The organism is Pseudomonas frigoris, from assembly GCF_047758635.1.
Taxonomy (GTDB): domain Bacteria; phylum Pseudomonadota; class Gammaproteobacteria; order Pseudomonadales; family Pseudomonadaceae; genus Aquipseudomonas; species Aquipseudomonas frigoris.
This window is the reverse complement of the sequence record NZ_CP180479.1, coordinates 6,332,152-6,355,000: the sequence shown is the minus strand read 5'-3', so window position 1 is coordinate 6,355,000 and position 22,849 is coordinate 6,332,152. Positions and strand designations below refer to the sequence as shown.

Below are 22,849 nucleotides of genomic sequence, written 5' to 3'. Positions count from 1 at the left end.
GACCGTCAGCTAAGGTCCCAAAGTTATGGTTAAGTGGGAAACGATGTGGGAAGGCTTAGACAGCTAGGAGGTTGGCTTAGAAGCAGCCACCCTTTAAAGAAAGCGTAATAGCTCACTAGTCGAGTCGGCCTGCGCGGAAGATGTAACGGGGCTCAAACCATACACCGAAGCTACGGGTATCACTTAGGTGATGCGGTAGAGGAGCGTTCTGTAAGCCTGTGAAGGTGAGTTGAGAAGCTTGCTGGAGGTATCAGAAGTGCGAATGCTGACATGAGTAACGACAATGGGTGTGAAAAACACCCACGCCGAAAGACCAAGGTTTCCTGCGCAACGTTAATCGACGCAGGGTTAGTCGGTCCCTAAGGCGAGGCTGAAAAGCGTAGTCGATGGAAAACAGGTTAATATTCCTGTACTTCTGGTTATTGCGATGGAGGGACGGAGAAGGCTAGGCCAGCTTGGCGTTGGTTGTCCAAGTTTAAGGTGGTAGGCTGGAATCTTAGGTAAATCCGGGATTCTAAGGCCGAGAGCTGATGACGAGTTACCCTTTGGGTGACGAAGTGGTTGATGCCATGCTTCCAAGAAAAGCTTCTAAGCTTCAGGTAACCAGGAACCGTACCCCAAACCGACACAGGTGGTTGGGTAGAGAATACCAAGGCGCTTGAGAGAACTCGGGTGAAGGAACTAGGCAAAATGGCACCGTAACTTCGGGAGAAGGTGCGCCGGTGAGGGTGAAGCATTTACTGCGTAAGCCCATGCCGGTCGAAGATACCAGGCCGCTGCGACTGTTTATTAAAAACACAGCACTCTGCAAACACGAAAGTGGACGTATAGGGTGTGACGCCTGCCCGGTGCCGGAAGGTTAATTGATGGGGTTAGCTAACGCGAAGCTCTTGATCGAAGCCCCGGTAAACGGCGGCCGTAACTATAACGGTCCTAAGGTAGCGAAATTCCTTGTCGGGTAAGTTCCGACCTGCACGAATGGCGTAACGATGGCGGCGCTGTCTCCACCCGAGACTCAGTGAAATTGAAATCGCTGTGAAGATGCAGTGTATCCGCGGCTAGACGGAAAGACCCCGTGAACCTTTACTATAGCTTTGCACTGGACTTTGAATTTGCTTGTGTAGGATAGGTGGGAGGCTTTGAAGCGTGGACGCCAGTTCGCGTGGAGCCAACCTTGAAATACCACCCTGGCAACTTTGAGGTTCTAACTCAGGTCCGTTATCCGGATCGAGGACAGTGTATGGTGGGTAGTTTGACTGGGGCGGTCTCCTCCTAAAGAGTAACGGAGGAGTACGAAGGTGCGCTCAGACCGGTCGGAAATCGGTCGTAGAGTATAAAGGCAAAAGCGCGCTTGACTGCGAGACAGACACGTCGAGCAGGTACGAAAGTAGGTCTTAGTGATCCGGTGGTTCTGTATGGAAGGGCCATCGCTCAACGGATAAAAGGTACTCCGGGGATAACAGGCTGATACCGCCCAAGAGTTCATATCGACGGCGGTGTTTGGCACCTCGATGTCGGCTCATCACATCCTGGGGCTGAAGCCGGTCCCAAGGGTATGGCTGTTCGCCATTTAAAGTGGTACGCGAGCTGGGTTTAGAACGTCGTGAGACAGTTCGGTCCCTATCTGCCGTGGACGTTTGAGATTTGAGAGGGGCTGCTCCTAGTACGAGAGGACCGGAGTGGACGAACCTCTGGTGTTCCGGTTGTCACGCCAGTGGCATTGCCGGGTAGCTATGTTCGGAATAGATAACCGCTGAAAGCATCTAAGCGGGAAACTAGCCTCAAGATGAGATCTCACTGGGACCTTGAGTCCCCTGAAGGGCCGTCGAAGACTACGACGTTGATAGGTTGGGTGTGTAAGCGCTGTGAGGCGTTGAGCTAACCAATACTAATTGCCCGTGAGGCTTGACCATATAACACCCAAGCAATTTGCATGCTTCGAGCTAAAAAGCGAAAGAGCACCAGATTGCGGTGTGTGAAGACGAAACGAACCGAAAGTTCGAGATACTCACAAAACACCCAACTATCGCATACCCATTCGCTGGAGCGTGAACCTGCAAAGGCCCACGACCTGGCTACCGAATTTCTTGACGACCATAGAGCATTGGAACCACCTGATCCCATCCCGAACTCAGCAGTGAAACGATGCATCGCCGATGGTAGTGTGGGGTTTCCCCATGTGAGAGTAGGTCATCGTCAAGATTAAATTCCGAAACCCCTATCTGCGTATGCAGGTAGGGGTTTTGTTTTGTCCGCAGGAAAACTGACCTGTAGGGTTTCTATGCAATGGCGCGGGGCATGGCTATCATGCGGGCCTCATTGTGAGGCGAGACTTGCATGCTGACATTGTTAAAGCTTCTTAAAGATGGCCGATTCCATTCGGGTCAGGCCTTGGGCGTCGCCTTGGGTGTCAGTCGTAGTGCCGTTTGGAAGCAGCTTCAGCATTTAGAAGCTGAGCTGGGATTATCTATTCACAAGGTGCGGGGTCGCGGCTATCAACTGGCTGCGCCATTGACGCTGCTTGATCCTGTCGAGATAAGAGAGCAGGCGCCTTCTTGTGATTGGCCCATCCTGGTTTTCGATTCAATTGACTCCACTAATGCCGAGGCATTGCGCGCCATAGAGCGGGGGCAGGCGGCACCCTTTCTGGTGCTTGCCGAGCGGCAAACTGCAGGGCGCGGGCGGCGTGGACGTAAATGGGCGAGTCCATTCGCGGAAAACATCTATTACAGCCTCGTGCTGCGTATTGAAGGTGGAATGCGTCAGCTGGAAGGCTTGAGCCTTGTTGTTGGGCTCGCCGTCATGCAGGCCCTGCGTGAGCTTGGTATTTCGGGGGCTGGATTGAAGTGGCCCAATGATGTTCTGGTTGGTCAGAAGAAGATCGCCGGGATATTGCTCGAGCTGGTGGGGGATCCTGCTGATGTGTGTCACGTTGTGCTGGGTGTGGGAATTAATGTGAACATGCAGATTACCGATGAGGTAGATCAGCAGTGGACGTCCATGCGGCTAGAGTCGGGCAAGGTGTTTGATCGAAATCACTTGGTCGGGCAGTTGGGTGCGACGCTCAAGGCATATCTGTCTCGTCATCAAGTCGACGGATTTTCAGCTATCCAGGCAGAGTGGGAGCAAAATCATCTCTGGCAGGGGCGGGCCGTGTCGTTGATCGCAGGTGTTAACCATATAGATGGCGAAGTGCTGGGTATTGATAGTCAGGGTGCTCTGCGCTTGAAGGTGGGTGGTGTGGAAAAAGTCTTTAGTGGTGGTGAGCTCAGTCTGAGGTTGCGTGATGATTCTTGAGCTCGACTGCGGAAACAGTTTTATCAAGTGGCGTGTGCTCGACGCGGATGTTCGGTGGGTGGTTGGCGAGGGCGTCGTTGATTCGGATCTCGCTTTGTTGGAGAGCTTGAAAGTGCTCAAGGGTCTCGCTCTCAAGTTTTGTCGGTTGGTCAGTGTCAGGACCGCCGAAGAAACCAGTGCACTGATTTCTCTGCTGACAGAAGCTTTTGGCGTGTCGGTGGTATGTGCGGCGCCGTCCCGCGAAATGTCCGGGGTTCGTAATGGTTATGAGGAGTTCGAACGATTAGGGCTCGACCGTTGGCTGGCGATGCTTGGGGGATTCCAACTGGCTTCGGGTGCGTGCCTTGTGCTTGATTTTGGTACGGCTGTTACTGCGGACTTCATCTCTAGGGATGGAGAGCACCTAGGAGGATTTATATGTCCGGGAATGCCTCTGATGCGAAACCAATTGCGTACCCACACCCGTAGAATTCGTTATGGCGATCTAGCAGCTGAGCGCGCTCTGGAAAGTCTTGTTCCTGGTCGGACAACTGTCGAGGCGGTCGAGCGGGGGTGCTCGTTGATGCTGAGAGGCTTTGTCCTGACACAGCTAGAGTTGGCGCGTAGCTATTGGGGGGATGATTTTGCTGTGTTCCTCACTGGAGGAGATGCAGACCTGGTTTCCGAGATCGTGCCTGAGGCCAGGGTGGTTCCTGATCTGGTGTTTGTAGGTTTGGCTATGGCGTGTCCGTTGTCGTGAGGTTTTTATGCGTTGGTTGTTTCTGCTGCTGCTTGTTCTCAATGTGTTCTATTACATCTGGCACCAACAAGAGGCTCCTCTGCGTGCGAAGGATGTAACCCCTTTGAATTTGTATAGGGGGTCGCAGCAGGATATTCGCTTGTTGAGTGAAACGACTGACGCGGCTCGTGACAAAGGAAAGCCTACCCAGGCAGACGAGGGATGCCTCTATCTTGGCGGTTTTACTCGTCAGGAAGCGGCTCAGGCGGTTGAGCGGCGATTGAGTGGCATGGAAATCAAGTTCGAGTCCTTGCTGAGGCCCCCTGCCGAGTCTGATGGTTACTGGGTGCGTGTGGCACCAGAAAGCCGGCGTTGGCTGGATGACTCGCAGCTGAAAAACCTTTCTAGAGAATTCAATGAGTTAAAACATAAAATAATGCCGTGCGAGGGGGTTGCACCCGTCGAATAGTTTGCATAGAATGGCGCCCGCTTCGCAGTGAAGACCTTTAATGGTTAACACCGCAAAGTGATGTCAACGCAGCTAACCTCAGGTTTTTAATGAGAAAATGCTTGACAGAAGGCTGGCATGATATAGAATGCCGGCTCGCTTAGGAGGGGTTCCCGAGCGGCCAAAGGGATCAGACTGTAAATCTGACGTCTACGACTTCGAAGGTTCGAATCCTTCCCCCTCCACCATTTTTAGCGAGAGCTGCAAGCTCGCGGGTATAGTTTAGTGGTAGAACCTCAGCCTTCCAAGCTGATGATGCGGGTTCGATTCCCGCTACCCGCTCCAAGTTTGCAGATCCCGCATAGTGTTACGCTCTTGTAGCTCAGTTGGTAGAGCACACCCTTGGTAAGGGTGAGGTCAGCGGTTCAAATCCGCTCAAGAGCTCCATATAACAAGGCAGATATGAAAATATCTGCCTTTGTTTTAATGGCTTGTTTGACCTGCTCAATTCTTCTCCTAGGGGTGATTTTGATGGCTAAGGAAAAGTTCGAACGTAATAAGCCGCACGTCAACGTTGGTACCATTGGTCATGTCGATCACGGTAAAACTACTCTGACTGCTGCTTTGACCCGCGTCTGCTCCGAAGTTTTCGGTTCGGCAAAGGTAGACTTCGACAAGATCGATAGCGCCCCTGAAGAAAAAGCTCGTGGTATTACCATCAACACCGCTCACGTTGAGTACGATTCGGCTGTGCGTCACTACGCGCACGTTGACTGTCCAGGTCACGCTGACTACGTAAAAAACATGATTACCGGTGCTGCTCAGATGGATGGCGCGATTCTGGTTTGCTCGGCCGCTGATGGTCCGATGCCGCAAACCCGTGAGCACATCCTTCTGTCCCGCCAGGTTGGCGTTCCGTACATCGTTGTCTTCCTGAACAAGGCTGACATGGTTGATGATGCGGAGCTGCTGGAGCTGGTTGAGATGGAAGTGCGCGACCTGCTGAGCACTTACGATTTCCCAGGTGATGACACTCCGATCATCATTGGTTCGGCGCTGATGGCGCTGAATGGTCAAGATGACAACGAGATGGGCACTACTGCCGTCAAGAAGTTGGTCGAGACTCTGGATAGCTACATTCCGCAGCCTGAGCGGGCTATTGATAAGCCGTTCCTGATGCCGATCGAGGATGTTTTCTCGATCTCCGGTCGCGGTACTGTTGTGACTGGTCGTGTTGAGCGTGGCATTGTCCGCATTCAGGAAGAAGTTGAGATTGTTGGTCTTCGTGACACTGTCAAGACAACTTGCACTGGTGTTGAGATGTTCCGCAAGCTGCTCGACGAAGGTCGGGCTGGCGAGAACTGCGGCGTATTGCTGCGTGGTACCAAGCGAGATGATGTTGAGCGTGGCCAGGTTCTGGTCAAGCCGGGCACTGTCAAGCCGCATACCAAGTTCACTGCAGAGGTTTACGTTCTGAGCAAGGAAGAGGGCGGTCGTCATACTCCGTTCTTCAAGGGTTATCGTCCACAGTTCTACTTCCGTACCACGGACGTGACCGGTAACTGCGAATTGCCAGAAGGCGTTGAAATGGTAATGCCTGGTGACAACGTTCAGATGACTGTCACCCTGATCAAAACGATCGCGATGGAAGATGGCCTGCGTTTCGCCATTCGTGAAGGCGGTCGTACCGTCGGTGCTGGTGTCGTTGCTAAGGTTATCGAGTAAATTGTTGTAAAGTCTTTTTCGGGCCGGCATAATGGTCGGCCTGATTTTGTTTTAGGTCAGTAGCTCAATTGGCAGAGCGACGGTCTCCAAAACCGTAGGTTGGGGGTTCGATTCCCTCCTGACCTGCCAGATTCACTTGGTGTGTCTGGCTTTCTTTTCACAGGATCTTCATAGATGACTCCTAAAGCTGAAGCTCAAGGCTCTCGCTTCGATCTGCTCAAGTGGCTAGTAGTAGTTGCTTTGGTGGTTGTTGGCGTTGTTGGCAATCAGTATTACTCTGCTTCGCCGATCCTGTACCGCGTACTTGCTTTGCTCGCCATTGCTGCTGTAGCTGCCTTTGTAGGCCTGCAGACGGTCAAGGGCAAGTCTTTCTTTGTACTGGTTAAGGAAGCTCGCACCGAGATTCGTAAAGTCGTATGGCCAACTCGCCAAGAAACCACGCAGACCACGTTGATTGTTGTGGCTGTTGTTCTGGTTATGGCGTTGCTGTTGTGGGGGCTTGATTCCCTGCTCGGCTGGCTTGTTTCCTTGATTGTCGGCTAAGGGTGTCCCGTGGCTAAGCGTTGGTACGTTGTGCATGCTTACTCCGGTTACGAGAAGCATGTCATGCGCTCGTTGGTAGAGCGCGTAAAGCTGGCTGGCATGGAAGATGGCTTTGGCGAAATTCTGGTTCCCACTGAAGAAGTGGTTGAAATGCGTAATGGCCAGAAACGCAAAAGCGAGCGCAAGTTCTTCCCAGGTTATGTGCTGGTTCAGATGGACATGAATGAGGGTACTTGGCACTTGGTCAAGGATACTCCTCGGGTGATGGGTTTTATCGGCGGTACTGCTGATAAGCCTGCACCTATCACAGATAAAGAGGCAGAAGCGATTCTGCGTCGCGTTGCTGATGGTAGCGACAAGCCGAAGCCGAAGACGTTGTTCGAGCCAGGTGAGTCGGTGCGTGTCAATGATGGGCCGTTTGCTGACTTTACTGGCACGGTCGAAGAAGTTAACTACGAGAAGAGCCGGATCCAAGTGGCAGTGCTCATTTTCGGTCGCTCTACTCCGGTAGAGCTAGAGTTCAGCCAGGTCGAAAAAGTCTAGCTGAGCAAGCATCCCAACCCCGCAGCCCTAGGCTGTGGGGTTTTGTCGTCACTGGGATAAACGCGCAAGTAACCGGGGAGCCTTTCGAGGCGTTCGAACCCGTAATTGGAGTGCCTCATGGCCAAGAAGATTACCGCTTACATCAAGCTGCAAGTGAAGGCCGCTCAGGCTAACCCAAGCCCACCTGTTGGTCCTGCTCTGGGTCAGCACGGCGTGAACATCATGGAATTCTGCAAGGCTTTCAACGCCCGTACTCAGGGTATTGAGCCAGGTCTGCCGACTCCAGTGATCATCACTGTCTACAGCGACCGTAGCTTCACTTTCGAAACCAAATCCACACCTGCTTCGGTTCTGCTGAAGAAAGCTGCTGGTCTGACTAGCGGTTCCGCTCGTCCGAACACCGTTAAGGTTGGCACCGTTACCCGTGCTCAGCTGGAAGAGATCGCGAAAACCAAAAACGCGGATCTGACTGCAGCTGATATGGACGCGGCCGTGCGTACTATCGCCGGTTCTGCTCGTAGCATGGGCCTTAACGTGGAGGGTGTGTAATGGCTAAGTTGACCAAACGTCAAAAGGCTATCGCCGGCAAAATCGAAGCAGGCAAGTCCTACAACTTTGTAGACGCTGCTGCTCTGCTGGCTGAGCTGTCGACCGTCAAGTTCAGCGAGTCGTTTGACGTTGCTGTAAACTTGGGTGTTGACCCGCGTAAATCCGACCAGGTCGTTCGTAGCGCTACTGTGCTGCCACACGGCACTGGCAAGACCGTTCGCGTTGCTGTGTTCACCCAGGGTCCAGCTGCCGAGGCCGCTTTGGCTGCCGGCGCTGACCGTGTAGGTATGGACGATCTGGCTGCCGAAATGAAAGGCGGCGACCTGAACTATGACGTAGTTATCGCATCCCCGGATGCAATGCGCGTTGTTGGTCAGTTGGGTCAGATCCTGGGCCCACGTGGCCTGATGCCTAACCCTAAAGTCGGCACCGTAACGCCAGACGTAGCTACCGCGGTTAAGAACGCCAAGGCTGGTCAGGTTCGTTATCGCACCGACAAAAACGGCATCATCCACACCTCCGTTGGCAAGGTTGGCTTCGACGCCGTCAAGCTGAAGGAAAACGTTGAAGCCCTGATCGCTGATCTGAAGCGTATCAAGCCAGCTTCCTCGAAAGGTATTTACGTCAAGCGCGTTACCCTGAGCACCACCATGGGTCCAGGTCTGGTCATCGACCAAGGCTCGCTCGACGCGTAAGACACAGGTTGGCGCAAGCGATTGCGCCAATTGAAAGATTGGGGTCCCTGCCTGGCGGGGGCTATCCAAGACCGTAGGCGACGCAAGTCTTAAACCTCAAGCCTACGCAGATGGTGCTCCCGGTTCCTTACCGAATCAGACACCAAAACGACATCTGGCCTCGGTTGGATGAAACGGTAACAAGCAGGAGTTTTTCCCGTGGCAATTAAACTTGAAGACAAGAAGGCCATCGTCGCTGAAGTCAACAAGGCTGCCCAAGTTGCTCTGTCCGCTGTCGTGGCTGATGCCCGTGGCGTAACAGTAGGCGCTATGACCGGACTCCGTAAAGAGGCTCGTGAAGCTGGCGTTTACGTACGTGTTGTACGTAACACCCTGCTCAAGCGCGCCGTTGCTGGCACTCAATATGACGTGCTCAACGACGTGTTCACCGGCCCGACCTTGATTGCATTCTCCAAAGAACATCCGGGCGCTGCTGCTCGTATCTTCAAAGAGTTCGCAAAAGGTCAGGATAAGTTCGAGATCAAGGCAGCTGCGTTCGAGGGCAAGTTCCTCGCAGCTAATCAGATCGACGTACTGGCAAGCCTGCCGACCCGTGACGAAGCAATTTCTCAGCTGATGAGCGTGATTCAAGGCGCAACCAGCAAATTGGCTCGTACTCTGGCGGCTCTTCGCGACCAGAAAGAAGCTGCCGCAGCCTAAGGCTGAGCGACTCCTTTCAGCGTTTATTGTTTATTTCGATGGCCGCGTAGGCTGTCACCCCAATACAGGAATTTATAGTCATGTCTCTGACTAACGACCAAATCATCGAAGCAATCGGCGAAAAATCCGTTCTGGAAATCGTTGAGCTGATCAAGGCCATGGAAGAGAAGTTCGGCGTTTCCGCTGCCGCTGCTTCCGCTGGTCCAGCTGCTGTCGCTGCCGTTGTTGAAGAACAAACTGAATTCAACGTCATGCTGCTGGAAGCTGGCGAGAAGAAAGTTAACGTGATCAAGGCAGTACGTGAACTGACCGGTCTGGGCCTGAAAGAAGCCAAGGCTGTAGTTGACGGCGCTCCTGGCGTTGTTCTGGAAGCTGTTTCGAAAGACGCAGCTGACAAAGCAAAAGCCACTCTGGAAGAAGCAGGCGCTAAAGTCGAGCTGAAGTAAGCATCGACTTTGCGTCTCCAGCCCGAGCGTTAAGCGAAAGGCTGATGGCTGGTGGCTCTTGCCACCGGCCTTTTTCCGTTATTGGCAGCCGACTGGGTCGGTGCTGATAACGAGCTGTAACCACCCGATGCGGTGGCGCAAACCATGGGGTTTGCACGATTTTCTGGCTGCTCCCGTCGGGAGGGGCCAAACAAGCAGGTGACCAAGCTGGGGAACGCTGATGGCTTACTCATATACTGAGAAAAAACGTATCCGCAAGGACTTTAGCAAGTTGCCGGACGTCATGGATGTGCCGTACCTCCTGGCCATCCAGCTGGATTCGTATCGTGAATTCTTGCAAGCGGGAGCGACTAAAGATCAGTTCCGCGACGTGGGCCTGCATGCGGCCTTCAAATCCGTTTTCCCGATCATCAGCTACTCCGGCAATGCTGCGCTGGAGTACGTCGGTTATCGCCTGGGCGAACCGGCATTTGATGTCAAAGAATGCGTATTGCGCGGTGTAACTTATGCCGTACCTTTGCGGGTAAAAGTGCGCCTGATCATTTTCGACAAAGAGTCGTCGAACAAAGCGATCAAGGACATCAAAGAGCAAGAAGTCTACATGGGTGAAATCCCCCTGATGACTGAGAACGGTACCTTCGTAATCAACGGTACCGAGCGTGTAATCGTTTCCCAGCTGCACCGTTCCCCGGGCGTGTTCTTCGACCACGACCGTGGCAAGACGCACAGCTCCGGCAAACTGTTGTACTCGGCGCGTATCATTCCTTACCGCGGTTCGTGGTTGGACTTCGAGTTCGACCCGAAAGACTGCGTATTCGTGCGTATCGACCGTCGTCGCAAGCTGCCTGCATCGGTACTGCTGCGCGCGCTCGGCTATACCACTGAAGAAGTGCTGGACGCGTTCTATACCACCAACGTATTCCATGTGCAGGGCGAAAGCATCAGCCTGGAGTTGGTGCCTCAGCGCCTGCGTGGTGAAATTGCCGCTATCGATATCGTCGATGACAAGGGCAAGGTTATTGTCGAGCAGGGTCGTCGTATTACCGCTCGCCACATTAACCAGCTGGAAAAAGCCGGGATCAAAGAGCTGGTCATGCCTCTGGACTACGTCCTGGGTCGCACTACCGCCAAGGTCATCGTGCATCCGGCAACCGGCGAAATCCTGGCAGAGTGCAACACCGAGCTGAACACCGAGATCCTGGCAAAAATCGCCAAGTCCCAGGTTGTTCGCATCGAAACTCTGTACACCAACGATATCGACTGCGGTCCGTTCGTCTCCGACACTCTGAAGATCGACTCCACCAGCAACCAATTGGAAGCGCTGGTCGAAATCTATCGCATGATGCGTCCAGGCGAGCCGCCAACCAAAGACGCTGCCGAGACTCTGTTCAACAACCTGTTCTTCAGTCCTGAGCGCTATGACCTGTCTGCGGTCGGCCGGATGAAGTTCAACCGTCGTATCGGTCGTACCGAGATCGAAGGTTCGGGCGTGTTGTGCAAAGAAGACATCGTTGCGGTGCTGAAGACTCTGGTCGACATCCGTAACGGTAAAGGCATCGTCGATGACATCGACCACCTGGGTAACCGTCGTGTTCGCTGCGTAGGCGAAATGGCCGAGAACCAGTTCCGCGTTGGCCTGGTACGTGTTGAGCGTGCGGTCAAAGAGCGTTTGTCGATGGCTGAAAGCGAAGGCCTGATGCCGCAAGACCTGATCAACGCCAAGCCAGTGGCTGCGGCGGTGAAAGAGTTCTTCGGTTCCAGTCAGCTTTCCCAGTTCATGGACCAGAACAACCCGCTGTCCGAGATCACCCACAAGCGTCGTGTTTCTGCGCTCGGCCCTGGCGGTTTGACTCGTGAACGTGCTGGCTTTGAAGTTCGTGACGTACACCCGACTCACTACGGTCGTGTATGCCCGATTGAAACGCCGGAAGGTCCGAACATCGGTCTGATCAACTCCCTGGCCGCTTATGCGCGCACCAACCAGTACGGCTTCCTCGAGAGCCCGTATCGTGTGGTGAAAGACGCTCTGGTCACCGACGAGATCGTGTTCCTGTCCGCCATCGAAGAAGCTGATCACGTGATCGCTCAGGCTTCGGCCACGATGAACGACAAGAAAATGCTGATCGACGAGCTGGTAGCTGTTCGTCACTTGAACGAGTTCACCGTCAAGGCGCCGGAAGACGTCACCTTGATGGACGTTTCTCCGAAGCAGGTAGTTTCGGTTGCAGCGTCGCTGATCCCGTTCCTCGAGCACGATGACGCCAACCGTGCGTTGATGGGTTCGAACATGCAGCGTCAAGCTGTACCAACCCTGCGCGCTGACAAGCCGCTGGTCGGTACCGGCATGGAGCGTAACGTAGCTCGTGACTCCGGCGTTTGCGTCGTGGCTCGTCGTGGTGGCGTTATCGATTCCGTCGACGCCAGCCGTATCGTGGTTCGTGTTGCTGATGATGAAGTTGAAACCGGTGAAGCTGGTGTCGACATCTACAACCTGACCAAATACACCCGCTCCAACCAGAACACCTGCATCAACCAGCGTCCGCTGGTGCGTAAAGGTGATCGGGTTCAGCGTAGCGACATCATGGCTGACGGCCCGTCCACCGACATGGGTGAACTGGCGCTGGGTCAGAACATGCGCATCGCGTTCATGGCCTGGAACGGTTACAACTTCGAAGACTCCATCTGCCTGTCGGAACGAGTTGTTCAAGAAGACCGCTTTACCACGATCCACATTCAGGAACTGACCTGTGTGGCACGTGACACCAAGCTTGGGCCAGAGGAAATCACTGCAGACATCCCGAACGTGGGTGAAGCTGCACTGAATAAGCTGGACGAAGCCGGTATCGTTTACGTAGGTGCTGAAGTTGGCGCAGGCGACATCCTGGTTGGTAAGGTCACTCCGAAAGGCGAGACTCAGCTGACTCCGGAAGAAAAACTGCTGCGTGCCATCTTCGGTGAAAAAGCCAGCGACGTTAAAGACACCTCCCTGCGCGTGCCTACCGGCACCAAGGGTACCGTCATCGACGTACAGGTCTTCACCCGCGACGGCGTTGAGCGTGATGCTCGTGCACTGTCGATCGAGAAGACTCAACTCGACGAGATCCGCAAGGACCTGAACGAAGAGTTCCGTATCGTTGAAGGCGCAACTTTCGAACGTCTGCGTTCCGCTCTGGTCGGCCGCAAAGCCGAAGGCGGCGCCGGTCTGAAGAAAGGTCAGGAAATCACCGACGAAGTTCTCGACGGTCTTGAGCATGGTCAGTGGTTCAAACTGCGCATGGCTGAAGATGCTCTGAACGAGCAGCTCGAGAAGGCTCAGGCCTACATCGTTGATCGCCGCCGTCTGCTGGACGACAAGTTCGAAGACAAGAAGCGCAAGCTGCAGCAGGGCGATGACCTGGCTCCAGGCGTGCTGAAAATCGTCAAGGTTTACCTGGCAATCCGTCGCCGCATTCAGCCGGGCGACAAGATGGCCGGTCGTCACGGTAACAAAGGTGTGGTCTCCGTGATCATGCCGGTTGAAGACATGCCGCACGATGCCAATGGCACCCCGGTCGACGTCGTCCTCAACCCGTTGGGCGTACCTTCGCGTATGAACGTTGGTCAGATCCTTGAAACCCACCTGGGCCTCGCGGCTAAAGGCTTGGGCGAGAAGATCAACCGGATGATCGAAGAACAGCGCAAAGTCGCTGAGCTTCGTAAATTCCTGGACGAGATCTACAACCAGATCGGCGGTCGTAACGAAGATCTGGATAGCTTCTCCGACCAGGAAATCCTGGATCTGGCGAAGAACCTGCGTGGCGGCGTTCCAATGGCCACTCCAGTGTTCGACGGCGCCAAGGAAAGCGAAATCAAGGCCATGCTGAAACTGGCGGACCTGCCAGAAAGCGGCCAGATGCAGCTGACCGACGGCCGTACCGGCAACAAGTTCGAGCGCCCGGTTACTGTTGGCTACATGTACATGCTGAAGCTGAACCACTTGGTAGACGACAAGATGCACGCTCGTTCTACCGGTTCGTACAGCCTGGTTACTCAGCAGCCGCTGGGTGGTAAGGCGCAGTTCGGTGGTCAGCGTTTCGGGGAGATGGAGGTCTGGGCACTGGAAGCATACGGTGCTGCTTACACTCTGCAAGAAATGCTCACAGTGAAGTCGGACGATGTGAACGGCCGTACCAAGATGTACAAAAACATCGTGGATGGCGATCACCGTATGGAGCCGGGCATGCCCGAGTCCTTCAACGTGTTGATCAAGGAAATTCGTTCCCTCGGCATCGATATCGATCTGGAAACCGAATAACACGTGACGCGAATCGAGAGCGGGGCAGGATTGCCCGCTCTCTGCTCCGCCAGGAGGAAAGGCCTTGAAAGACCTACTGAATTTGCTGAAAAACCAGGGTCAAGTCGAAGAGTTCGACGCCATCCGTATTGGATTGGCATCGCCTGAGATGATCCGTTCGTGGTCGTTCGGTGAAGTTAAAAAGCCGGAAACCATCAACTACCGTACGTTCAAACCTGAGCGTGACGGCCTGTTCTGCGCCAAGATCTTTGGCCCGGTAAAGGATTACGAGTGCCTGTGCGGTAAGTACAAGCGCTTGAAGCACCGTGGCGTGATCTGCGAGAAGTGCGGCGTTGAAGTCGCGCTGGCTAAAGTTCGTCGTGAGCGCATGGCACACATCGAACTGGCCTCGCCAGTTGCCCACATCTGGTTCCTGAAATCGCTGCCGTCGCGTATCGGCTTGCTGATGGACATGACCCTGCGTGATATCGAACGCGTTCTCTACTTCGAGAGCTATGTCGTTATCGATCCAGGCATGACCACCCTTGAAAAAGGTCAGCTGCTCAACGACGAGCAGTATTTCGAAGCGCTGGAAGAGTTCGGCGACGATTTCGATGCCCGCATGGGTGCCGAAGCTGTCCGTGAACTGCTGCACGCTATCGATCTGGAACACGAGATTGGCCGTCTGCGTGAAGAAATTCCGCAAACCAACTCCGAAACCAAAATCAAGAAGCTGTCCAAGCGTCTGAAGTTGATGGAAGCCTTCCAGGGTTCCGGCAACCTTCCAGAATGGATGGTGCTGACCGTTCTGCCGGTTCTGCCGCCAGATCTGCGTCCGCTGGTCCCGCTGGATGGCGGTCGCTTCGCGACTTCCGACCTCAACGATCTGTATCGTCGAGTGATCAACCGTAACAACCGCTTGAAGCGCCTGCTTGATCTGTCCGCTCCGGACATCATCGTGCGCAACGAAAAGCGTATGTTGCAGGAAGCTGTCGATGCACTGCTCGATAACGGTCGTCGTGGCCGCGCTATCACTGGTTCCAACAAGCGTCCTCTGAAATCCCTGGCTGACATGATCAAGGGTAAACAAGGTCGTTTCCGTCAGAACTTGCTCGGTAAGCGTGTTGACTACTCCGGTCGTTCGGTAATCACCGTAGGTCCGACCCTGCGTCTGCACCAGTGCGGTCTGCCGAAGAAAATGGCTCTCGAGCTGTTCAAGCCGTTCATTTTCGGCAAGCTGGAAATGCGTGGTCTCGCGACCACCATTAAAGCTGCCAAGAAGATGGTGGAGCGCGAGCTGCCTGAGGTTTGGGACGTTCTCGCTGAAGTGATCCGTGAACACCCGGTTCTCCTCAACCGTGCACCGACCCTTCACCGTCTGGGTATCCAGGCGTTTGAACCGGTACTGATCGAAGGTAAGGCTATCCAGCTGCACCCTCTGGTCTGTGCTGCGTACAACGCCGACTTCGACGGCGACCAAATGGCCGTGCACGTACCGCTGACACTGGAAGCCCAGTTGGAAGCGCGTGCGTTGATGATGTCGACCAACAACATTCTGTCGCCAGCCAACGGTGAGCCAATCATCGTTCCGTCGCAGGACGTTGTATTGGGTCTGTACTACATGACTCGTGAAGCGATCAACGCCAAGGGCGAAGGTCGTGTGTTCGCGGATCTGCAAGAAGTTGACCGTGTGTTCCGTGCCGGCGAAGCCGCACTGCACGCCAAGGTCAAAGTGCGGATCAACGAAACCGTCAACGATCGTGATGGTGGCAGCGTCAAGAACACCCGTATCGTCGACACCACTGTCGGCCGTGCGCTGTTGTTCCAGGTTGTTCCACCTGGCCTGTCGTACGACGTCGTCAACCAGCCGATGAAGAAGAAGGCGATCTCCAAGCTGATCAACCAGTGCTACCGCGTGGTTGGTTTGAAAGAGACCGTGATCTTCGCTGACCAGTTGATGTACACCGGTTTTGCCTATTCGACCATTTCCGGCGTTTCCATCGGTGTTAACGACTTCGTTATCCCGGATGAAAAAGCCCGCATCATCGGTGCTGCTACCGACGAAGTGAAAGAGATCGAAAGTCAGTACGCCTCCGGCCTGGTAACCCAGGGCGAGAAGTACAACAAAGTGATCGACCTTTGGTCCAAGGCGAACGACGAAGTTTCCAAGGCGATGATGGCCAACCTCTCGAAAGAGAAAGTCATTGACCGTCATGGCGTCGAAGTCGACCAGGAATCCTTCAACTCGATGTATATGATGGCCGACTCGGGCGCACGGGGTTCTGCTGCGCAGATCCGTCAGCTCGCCGGTATGCGTGGCCTGATGGCCAAGCCGGACGGTTCCATCATCGAAACGCCGATTACTGCGAACTTCCGTGAAGGTTTGAGCGTACTTCAGTACTTCATCTCCACTCACGGTGCTCGTAAAGGTTTGGCGGATACCGCGCTGAAAACTGCGAACTCCGGTTACCTGACTCGTCGTCTGGTAGACGTGGCGCAGGATCTGGTAGTAACCGAGATCGATTGCGGCACCGAACATGGCCTGGTAATGACTCCGCACATTGAAGGCGGTGACGTTGTTGAGCCGCTGGGTGAGCGCGTATTGGGTCGTGTTATTGCCCGTGACGTTTTCAAGCCAGGTACCGAAGAAATCATCGTTCCTGCCGGCACGCTGGTAGACGAGAAGTGGGTCGAGTTCATCGAGCTGAACAGCATCGACGAAGTGATCGTGCGTTCGCCGATCAGCTGCGAAACCCGTTACGGCATTTGCGCCAAATGCTACGGCCGTGACTTGGCTCGTGGTCACCAGGTGAACATCGGTGAAGCGGTCGGCGTTATCGCTGCCCAGTCCATCGGTGAGCCGGGTACCCAGCTGACCATGCGTACGTTCCACATCGGTGGTGCGGCAAGCCGGACCTCCGCAGCCGACAGCGTTCAGGTGAAGAATGGCGGTACCGTCCGTCTGCACAACCTGAAGCACGTTGAGCGAGTAGATGGTTGCCTGGTTGCTGTGTCCCGTTCCGGTGAGCTGGCAATCGCTGATGACTTCGGTCGTGAGCGCGAGCGTTACAAGCTGCCGTACGGTGCTGTGATTTCGGTTAAAGAAGGTGACAAGGTCGACGCTGGCGCAATCGTGGCCAAGTGGGATCCGCACACTCACCCAATCGTTACCGAAATGAAAGGTACCGTGACCTACGTGGGCATGGAAGAAGGCATCACGATCAAGCGTCAGACAGACGAATTGACCGGTATGACCAACATTGAAGTACTCGACGCCAAAGACCGTCCAGCTGCCGGTAAAGATATCCGTCCTGCTGTGAAGATGGTTGATGACAACGGCAAGGATCTCTTGCTGCCGGGTACCGACGTAATTGCTCAGTACTTCCTGCCTGCTAACGCCCTGGTCGGTGTAGCGGACGGTGCGAAAATCGCGATCGGTGATGTTATCGCTCGTATTCCGCAAGAAACTTCGAAAACCCGTGACATCACCGGTGGTCTGCCGCGTGTTGCCGACTTGTTCGAAGCCCGTCGTCCGAAAGAAGCCTCGATTCTGGCTGAAGTCAGCGGCACCATCGCGTTCGGTAAAGAGACCAAAGGCAAGCGCCGTCTGGTCATTACCCCGAACGACGGTAGCGATCCGTACGAAGAGCTGATTCCGAAGTGGCGTCACCTGAACGTCTTCGAAGGCGAACAGGTAAACCGCGGCGAAGTTATCTCCGACGGCCCGAGCGATCCACACGACATCCTGCGTCTGCTGGGTGTGAGTGCGCTGGCCAAGTACATCGTGAACGAGATCCAGGACGTTTATCGTCTGCAAGGCGTGAAGATCAACGACAAGCACATCGAGACCATCCTGCGTCAGATGCTGCGTAAAGTTGAAATCGCTGAATCCGGCGATTCCAGTTTCATCAAGGGCGACCAGATGGAATTGACTCACGTTCTGGTAGAGAACGAACGTTTGGCTGGCGACGAGAAATTCGTTTCCAAGTTCACTCGCGTGCTGTTGGGTATCACCAAGGCGTCGTTGTCCACCGAATCGTTCATCTCGGCGGCTTCCTTCCAGGAAACCACTCGCGTACTGACCGAGGCGGCGGTAACCGGCAAGCGCGATTACCTGCGCGGCCTGAAAGAAAACGTGGTCGTGGGTCGTCTGATCCCGGCTGGTACCGGTCTGGCTTATCACAGCGAGCGCAAGCGCCGCCGTGATGCTGACAAACCGTTGCGCGTAAGCGCCAGTGAAGTGGAAGCTGCACTGACCGAAGCACTGAACTCGAGCGGTAACTGAGTTCTGCAGTAAATAAGCGTGGGGCCCTGGCAGCCCCGCTCATCGAATCGAGACAATTTGTCGAGGTTGGATGAGTGGGGAGGTCGGGGCCTTGCCTTGACTGGGGACAAGATCCTCTTTAGACTCTTGTACCCCTAAATTTGGCGGGAATTCGTTCCTGCCATTTTGCTTTTCTTGCAAGACAATAGCGTCGCAAGACAACAGTGGAGCTAGTAGATGGCAACTATCAACCAGCTGGTACGTCAGCCGCGTAAGCGTATCGTCGAGAAATCCGACGTGCCTGCGCTGCAGAACTGCCCGCAACGTCGTGGCGTATGCACCCGTGTGTATACCACCACGCCGAAAAAACCTAACTCGGCACTGCGTAAAGTATGCCGTGTGCGTCTGACCAACGGTTTCGAGGTTTCCTCGTACATCGGCGGTGAAGGCCACAACCTGCAAGAGCACAGCGTGGTACTGATCCGCGGCGGTCGTGTAAAAGACTTGCCAGGTGTTCGTTACCACACCGTACGCGGTTCTTTGGATACTTCCGGCGTTAAAGGTCGTAACCAGGGTCGTTCGAAGTACGGTACCAAGAAGCCTAAGTAGTAGTGGCTTTTTGTAAAAACTGATTTTCTATTTTTCTGAGTCGATAAGAGTAAGGTCGGAGGCGTCCCGAAAGGGCACCGATTCCGAGCGAACCTGAAGACCGTTTGAGGGCTTATCCATGCCAAGAAGACGCGTAGCAGCCAAGCGCGAAGTGCTTGACGATCCAAAATACGGAAGCCAAATCCTGGCCAAGTTCATGAACCACGTTATGGAAAGCGGCAAGAAAGCCGTTGCCGAGCGTATCGTTTATGGCGCGCTGGAGAAGGTTAAAGAACGCAAGAACAGCGACCCCCTGGAAATCTTCGAGAAAGCTCTCGACGCCATCGCTCCGCTGGTCGAAGTAAAGTCGCGCCGTGTAGGCGGTGCTACTTACCAGGTTCCGGTTGAAGTTCGTCCGTCCCGTCGTAACGCTCTGGCAATGCGCTGGTTGGTAGACTTCGCCCGTAAGCGCGGCGAGAAGTCTATGGCTCTGCGTTTGGCTGGCGAACTGTTGGACGCTGCTGAAGGTAAAGGTGCTGCAGTTAAGAAGCGTGAAGACGTGCACCGTATGGCTGAAGCCAACAAGGCTTTCTCGCACTACCGCTTCTAATTTTAGCGTCACTAATTTTGCGAGGGCTTTATGGCTCGTACTACACCGATTAACCGCTACCGTAACATTGGTATCGTTGCTCACGTGGATGCTGGTAAAACCACCACCACCGAGCGCGTCCTTTTTTACACTGGCAAAAGCCACAAGATGGGCGAGGTGCATGACGGCGCCGCGACCACGGACTGGATGGTGCAGGAGCAGGAGCGTGGTATTACCATTACTTCTGCTGCTATTACCACCTTCTGGCAGGGTTCCGAGAAGCAATACGCTGACAAGTACCGCTTCAACGTCATCGATACCCCGGGCCACGTTGACTTCACTATTGAAGTTGAACGTTCCCTGCGTGTACTCGACGGCGCTGTCGTGGTGTTCTGCGGCACCTCGGGCGTTGAGCCTCAGTCGGAAACCGTATGGCGTCAAGCCAACAAGTACGGCGTTCCACGTCTTGTTTACGTAAACAAGATGGACCGTGCTGGTGCGAACTTCCTGCGCGTGATCGGTCAGATCAAGCAGCGTCTGGGTCACACCCCGGTGCCAATCCAGTTGGCAATCGGTTCCGAAGACAACTTCGAAGGTCAGATCGATCTGATCAACATGGAAGCTGTTTACTGGAACGATGCTGACAAGGGTACTGTTCCGCGTCGCGAAGCTATTCCTGCAGAACTGCTGGAATTGGCTGAAGAGTGGCGTGACAACATGGTTCAGGCTGCAGCCGAAGCCAGCGAAGAGCTGATGGACAAGTACCTGGAAGGTGAGGAAATCACCATCCCGGAAATCAAGGCCGCTCTGCGTCAGCGTACCATCGCTGGTGAGATCGTCTTGGCTGTCTGCGGTTCTTCCTTCAAGAACAAGGGTGTTCCCCTGGTTCTCGATGCTGTTATCGACTACCTGCCGGCCCCGGTCGACATTCCTGCCATCAAGGGTACTGACCCGGATGACGAGACTATCGAATTGGAGCGTCATGCAGACGACAGCGAGCCGTTCTCGGCTCTGGCGTTCAAGATCGCTACTGACCCATTCGTGGGTACCTTGACCTTCGTTCGAGTTTACTCGGGCGTGTTGAGCTCCGGCGACGGCGTGATCAACTCGGTTAAAGGCAAGAAAGAGCGTGTGGGTCGTATGGTGCAAATGCACGCAAACGCCCGCGAAGAAATCAAGGAAGTACGCGCTGGCGACATCGCGGCCTTGATCGGCATGAAGGACGTCACCACTGGTGAAACTTTGTGCACCGCTGACAAGCCAATCATCCTGGTTCGCATGGACTTCCCGGAGCCGGTTATCTCGGTAGCCGTTGAGCCTAAGACCAAGGACGACCAGGAAAAAATGGGTATCGCTCTGGGCAAACTTGCTCAGGAAGATCCATCTTTCCGCGTTAAAACTGATGAAGAGACTGGTCAAACGATCATCTCCGGCATGGGCGAGCTGCACCTGGACATCCTGGTTGACCGGATGCGCCGTGAGTTCAACGTCGAAGCCAACATCGGTAAGCCTCAGGTTTCCTATCGTGAGCGCATCACGAAGAACTGTGAAATCGAAGGTAAGTTCGTTCGTCAGTCCGGCGGTCGTGGCCAGTTCGGTCACTGCTGGATTCGTTTTGCTCCTGCTGACGAAGGTCAGGAAGGTCTGCAATTCGTGAACGAAGTAGTGGGTGGTGTGGTTCCTAAGGAATACATCCCGGCTATCCAGAAGGGTATCGAAGAGCAGATGAAGAACGGTGTTGTTGCCGGCTATCCGCTGATCGGCCTGAAGGCTACCGTTTTTGATGGTTCTTACCACGACGTCGACTCCAACGAGATGGCGTTTAAGGTGGCTGCTTCCATGGCGACCAAGCAACTGGCCCAGAAGGGCGGTGGTGAGTTGCTTGAGCCGATCATGGCGGTAGAGGTTGTTACGCCTGAAGACTATATGGGTGACGTGATGGGCGACCTTAACCGTCGTCGCGGCATGATCCTGGGTATGGAAGACACGGTTTCCGGCAAAGTGATTCGCGCCGAGGTTCCGTTGGGTGAGATGTTCGGTTACGCAACCGACGTCCGTTCCATGTCCCAAGGTCGCGCAAGCTACTCTATGGAATTCAAAAAATACAATACAGCTCCGTCGCATATCGTCGAAACTGTTACCAAAAAACAAGGCTGATTCAGCCCTTTAGGCAAGGAGTTAATTGTCGTGGCTAAAGAAAAATTTGTACGTGACCTCCCGCACGTTAACGTTGGCACTATCGGTCACGTTGACCACGGTAAAACCACGCTGACTGCTGCTCTGACTCGCGTCTGCTCCGAAGTTTTCGGTTCGGCCGCTGTTGCTTTCGACAAAATCGACAGCGCACCGGAAGAAAAGGCTCGTGGTATCACCATCAACACCGCACACGTTGAATACAACTCGCTGATCCGTCACTACGCTCACGTTGACTGCCCAGGTCACGCTGACTATGTGAAGAACATGATCACCGGTGCTGCTCAGATGGACGGCGCTATCCTGGTTTGCTCGGCCGCTGATGGTCCGATGCCTCAGACCCGCGAGCACATCCTGCTGTCCCGTCAGGTTGGCGTTCCGTACATCGTTGTCTTCCTGAACAAGGCTGACATGGTTGACGACGCTGAGCTGCTGGAACTGGTTGAGATGGAAGTGCGCGATCTGCTGAGCACTTACGACTTCCCGGGCGACGACACTCCGATCATCATCGGTTCCGCTCTGATGGCTCTGAACGGCCAAGACGACAACGAAATGGGCACCACTGCCGTTCGTAAACTGGTTGAGACTCTGGACAGCTACATTCCAGATCCAGTTCGTGTTATCGACAAGCCGTTCCTGATGCCAATCGAAGACGTATTCTCGATCTCCGGTCGCGGTACTGTTGTAACTGGCCGTATCGAGCGCGGTATCGTCAAGGTTCAGGATTCGCTGGAAATCGTTGGTCTGCGTGACACTGTTGTCACCACCTGCACCGGCGTTGAAATGTTCCGTAAGCTGCTCGACGAAGGTCGTGCTGGCGAGAACTGCGGCGTGCTGCTGCGCGGCACCAAGCGTGACGACGTTGAGCGTGGCCAGGTTCTGGTCAAGCCAGGTTCGGTTAAGCCGCACACTACCTTCGAAGCTGAAGTGTACGTGTTGAGCAAAGAAGAAGGCGGTCGCCACACTCCGTTCTTCAAAGGCTACCGTCCACAGTTCTACTTCCGGACCACTGACGTGACCGGTAACTGCGAACTGCCGGAAGGCGTTGAAATGGTAATGCCGGGCGACAACATCAAAATGGTTGTCACCCTGATCAAAACCATCGCAATGGAAGATGGTCTGCGTTTCGCTATTCGTGAAGGCGGTCGTACCGTCGGCGCTGGCGTCGTAGCCAAAATCATCGCTTAATAAGTGATGACTTGAAAAAGCCCCCGCCTAGCGGGGGCTTTTTTATTGGGTTGACACTGTAGAAACCCGTCTATAGAATTGCGCCTCCTTT

The 22,849-nt window shown here is 54.5% G+C and carries 16 protein-coding genes, 4 tRNA genes and 2 rRNA genes (1 of these 22 cut by a window edge); all 22 read left to right on the top strand.

What is annotated here, in order from left to right; all coding sequences use genetic code 11:
* A 23S ribosomal RNA gene (locus ACMXYH_RS29380) occupies positions 1-1,913 on the top strand; it begins 979 nt to the left of the window's first position.
* Between the two features lie 173 nt (positions 1,914-2,086).
* A 5S ribosomal RNA gene (gene rrf / locus ACMXYH_RS29375) occupies positions 2,087-2,202 on the top strand.
* A gap of 135 nt (positions 2,203-2,337) precedes the next feature.
* Positions 2,338-3,297, top strand: coding sequence for a bifunctional biotin--[acetyl-CoA-carboxylase] ligase/biotin operon repressor BirA (gene birA / locus ACMXYH_RS29370; protein ID WP_129440751.1), 960 nt, complete (start codon positions 2,338-2,340; stop codon positions 3,295-3,297).
* Entirely contained in the window at positions 3,287-4,036 is a 750-nt protein-coding gene (locus tag ACMXYH_RS29365; protein ID WP_134423357.1) for a pantothenate kinase, read from the top strand. Before birA ends, ACMXYH_RS29365 begins: the two co-directional genes overlap by 11 nt.
* Positions 4,037-4,043: 7 nt before the next feature.
* A complete protein-coding gene (locus ACMXYH_RS29360) occupies positions 4,044-4,484 on the top strand; it encodes a hypothetical protein (RefSeq protein WP_415765720.1) in 441 nt (146 codons plus the stop codon).
* 142 nt (positions 4,485-4,626) lie between these two features.
* Positions 4,627-4,711, top strand: a tRNA-Tyr gene (locus ACMXYH_RS29355).
* Positions 4,712-4,734: 23 nt separating this feature from the next.
* Positions 4,735-4,808: transfer RNA gene (locus ACMXYH_RS29350), tRNA-Gly, on the top strand.
* A 26-nt stretch (positions 4,809-4,834) separates the two neighbouring features.
* Positions 4,835-4,910, top strand: a tRNA-Thr gene (locus ACMXYH_RS29345).
* An 84-nt stretch (positions 4,911-4,994) separates the two neighbouring features.
* A complete protein-coding gene (gene tuf, locus ACMXYH_RS29340; protein ID WP_007896619.1) occupies positions 4,995-6,188 on the top strand; it encodes an elongation factor Tu in 1,194 nt (397 codons plus the stop codon).
* A gap of 53 nt (positions 6,189-6,241) precedes the next feature.
* Positions 6,242-6,317 (top strand) — tRNA-Trp (locus tag ACMXYH_RS29335).
* Positions 6,318-6,362: 45 nt separating this feature from the next.
* The gene (secE, locus tag ACMXYH_RS29330; protein WP_008145488.1) at positions 6,363-6,731 is read left to right on the top strand and encodes a preprotein translocase subunit SecE; all 369 of its coding nucleotides are present in this window, start codon (positions 6,363-6,365) and stop codon (positions 6,729-6,731) included.
* Positions 6,732-6,740: 9 nt separating this feature from the next.
* Positions 6,741-7,274, top strand: a complete 534-nt coding sequence (nusG, locus tag ACMXYH_RS29325) for a transcription termination/antitermination protein NusG (RefSeq protein ID WP_007896622.1) — start codon at positions 6,741-6,743, stop codon at positions 7,272-7,274.
* Positions 7,275-7,391: 117 nt separating this feature from the next.
* Positions 7,392-7,823 (top strand): 50S ribosomal protein L11, encoded by a 432-nt coding sequence (rplK, locus tag ACMXYH_RS29320; RefSeq protein ID WP_003210097.1) that lies wholly within the window; start codon positions 7,392-7,394, stop codon positions 7,821-7,823.
* Positions 7,823-8,518, top strand: coding sequence for a 50S ribosomal protein L1 (gene rplA / locus ACMXYH_RS29315; protein ID WP_007896626.1), 696 nt, complete (start codon positions 7,823-7,825; stop codon positions 8,516-8,518). The genes rplK and rplA overlap by 1 nt, the downstream gene beginning before the upstream one ends.
* 198 nt (positions 8,519-8,716) lie before the next feature.
* Complete coding sequence (gene rplJ, locus ACMXYH_RS29310) at positions 8,717-9,217, top strand: 50S ribosomal protein L10 (RefSeq protein ID WP_010467255.1); 501 nt, start codon at positions 8,717-8,719, stop codon at positions 9,215-9,217.
* An 80-nt stretch (positions 9,218-9,297) separates the two neighbouring features.
* On the top strand, positions 9,298-9,663 hold the full coding sequence (gene rplL, locus ACMXYH_RS29305; protein WP_008145490.1) for a 50S ribosomal protein L7/L12: 366 nt from the start codon (positions 9,298-9,300) through the stop codon (positions 9,661-9,663).
* A 220-nt stretch (positions 9,664-9,883) separates the two neighbouring features.
* Entirely contained in the window at positions 9,884-13,957 is a 4,074-nt protein-coding gene (gene rpoB / locus ACMXYH_RS29300) for a DNA-directed RNA polymerase subunit beta (RefSeq protein ID WP_129440756.1), read from the top strand.
* A gap of 64 nt (positions 13,958-14,021) precedes the next feature.
* A complete protein-coding gene (gene rpoC / locus ACMXYH_RS29295) occupies positions 14,022-18,221 on the top strand; it encodes a DNA-directed RNA polymerase subunit beta' (protein WP_007896632.1) in 4,200 nt (1,399 codons plus the stop codon).
* Positions 18,222-18,437: 216 nt separating this feature from the next.
* Positions 18,438-18,809, top strand: coding sequence for a 30S ribosomal protein S12 (gene rpsL, locus ACMXYH_RS29290; protein ID WP_002555494.1), 372 nt, complete (start codon positions 18,438-18,440; stop codon positions 18,807-18,809).
* A 118-nt stretch (positions 18,810-18,927) separates the two neighbouring features.
* On the top strand, positions 18,928-19,398 hold the full coding sequence (gene rpsG, locus ACMXYH_RS29285; RefSeq protein ID WP_002555493.1) for a 30S ribosomal protein S7: 471 nt from the start codon (positions 18,928-18,930) through the stop codon (positions 19,396-19,398).
* Between the two features lie 30 nt (positions 19,399-19,428).
* Positions 19,429-21,534 carry an elongation factor G gene (gene fusA / locus ACMXYH_RS29280; RefSeq protein WP_129440758.1) on the top strand — a complete coding sequence of 702 codons (2,106 nt, stop codon included), beginning with the start codon at positions 19,429-19,431 and terminating at the stop codon, positions 21,532-21,534.
* 30 nt (positions 21,535-21,564) lie between these two features.
* Positions 21,565-22,758: an elongation factor Tu gene (gene tuf / locus ACMXYH_RS29275; protein ID WP_134423355.1), complete on the top strand. Its 1,194-nt coding sequence runs from the start codon at positions 21,565-21,567 to the stop codon at positions 22,756-22,758.
* The last annotated feature ends 91 nt before the right edge of the window (positions 22,759-22,849 follow it).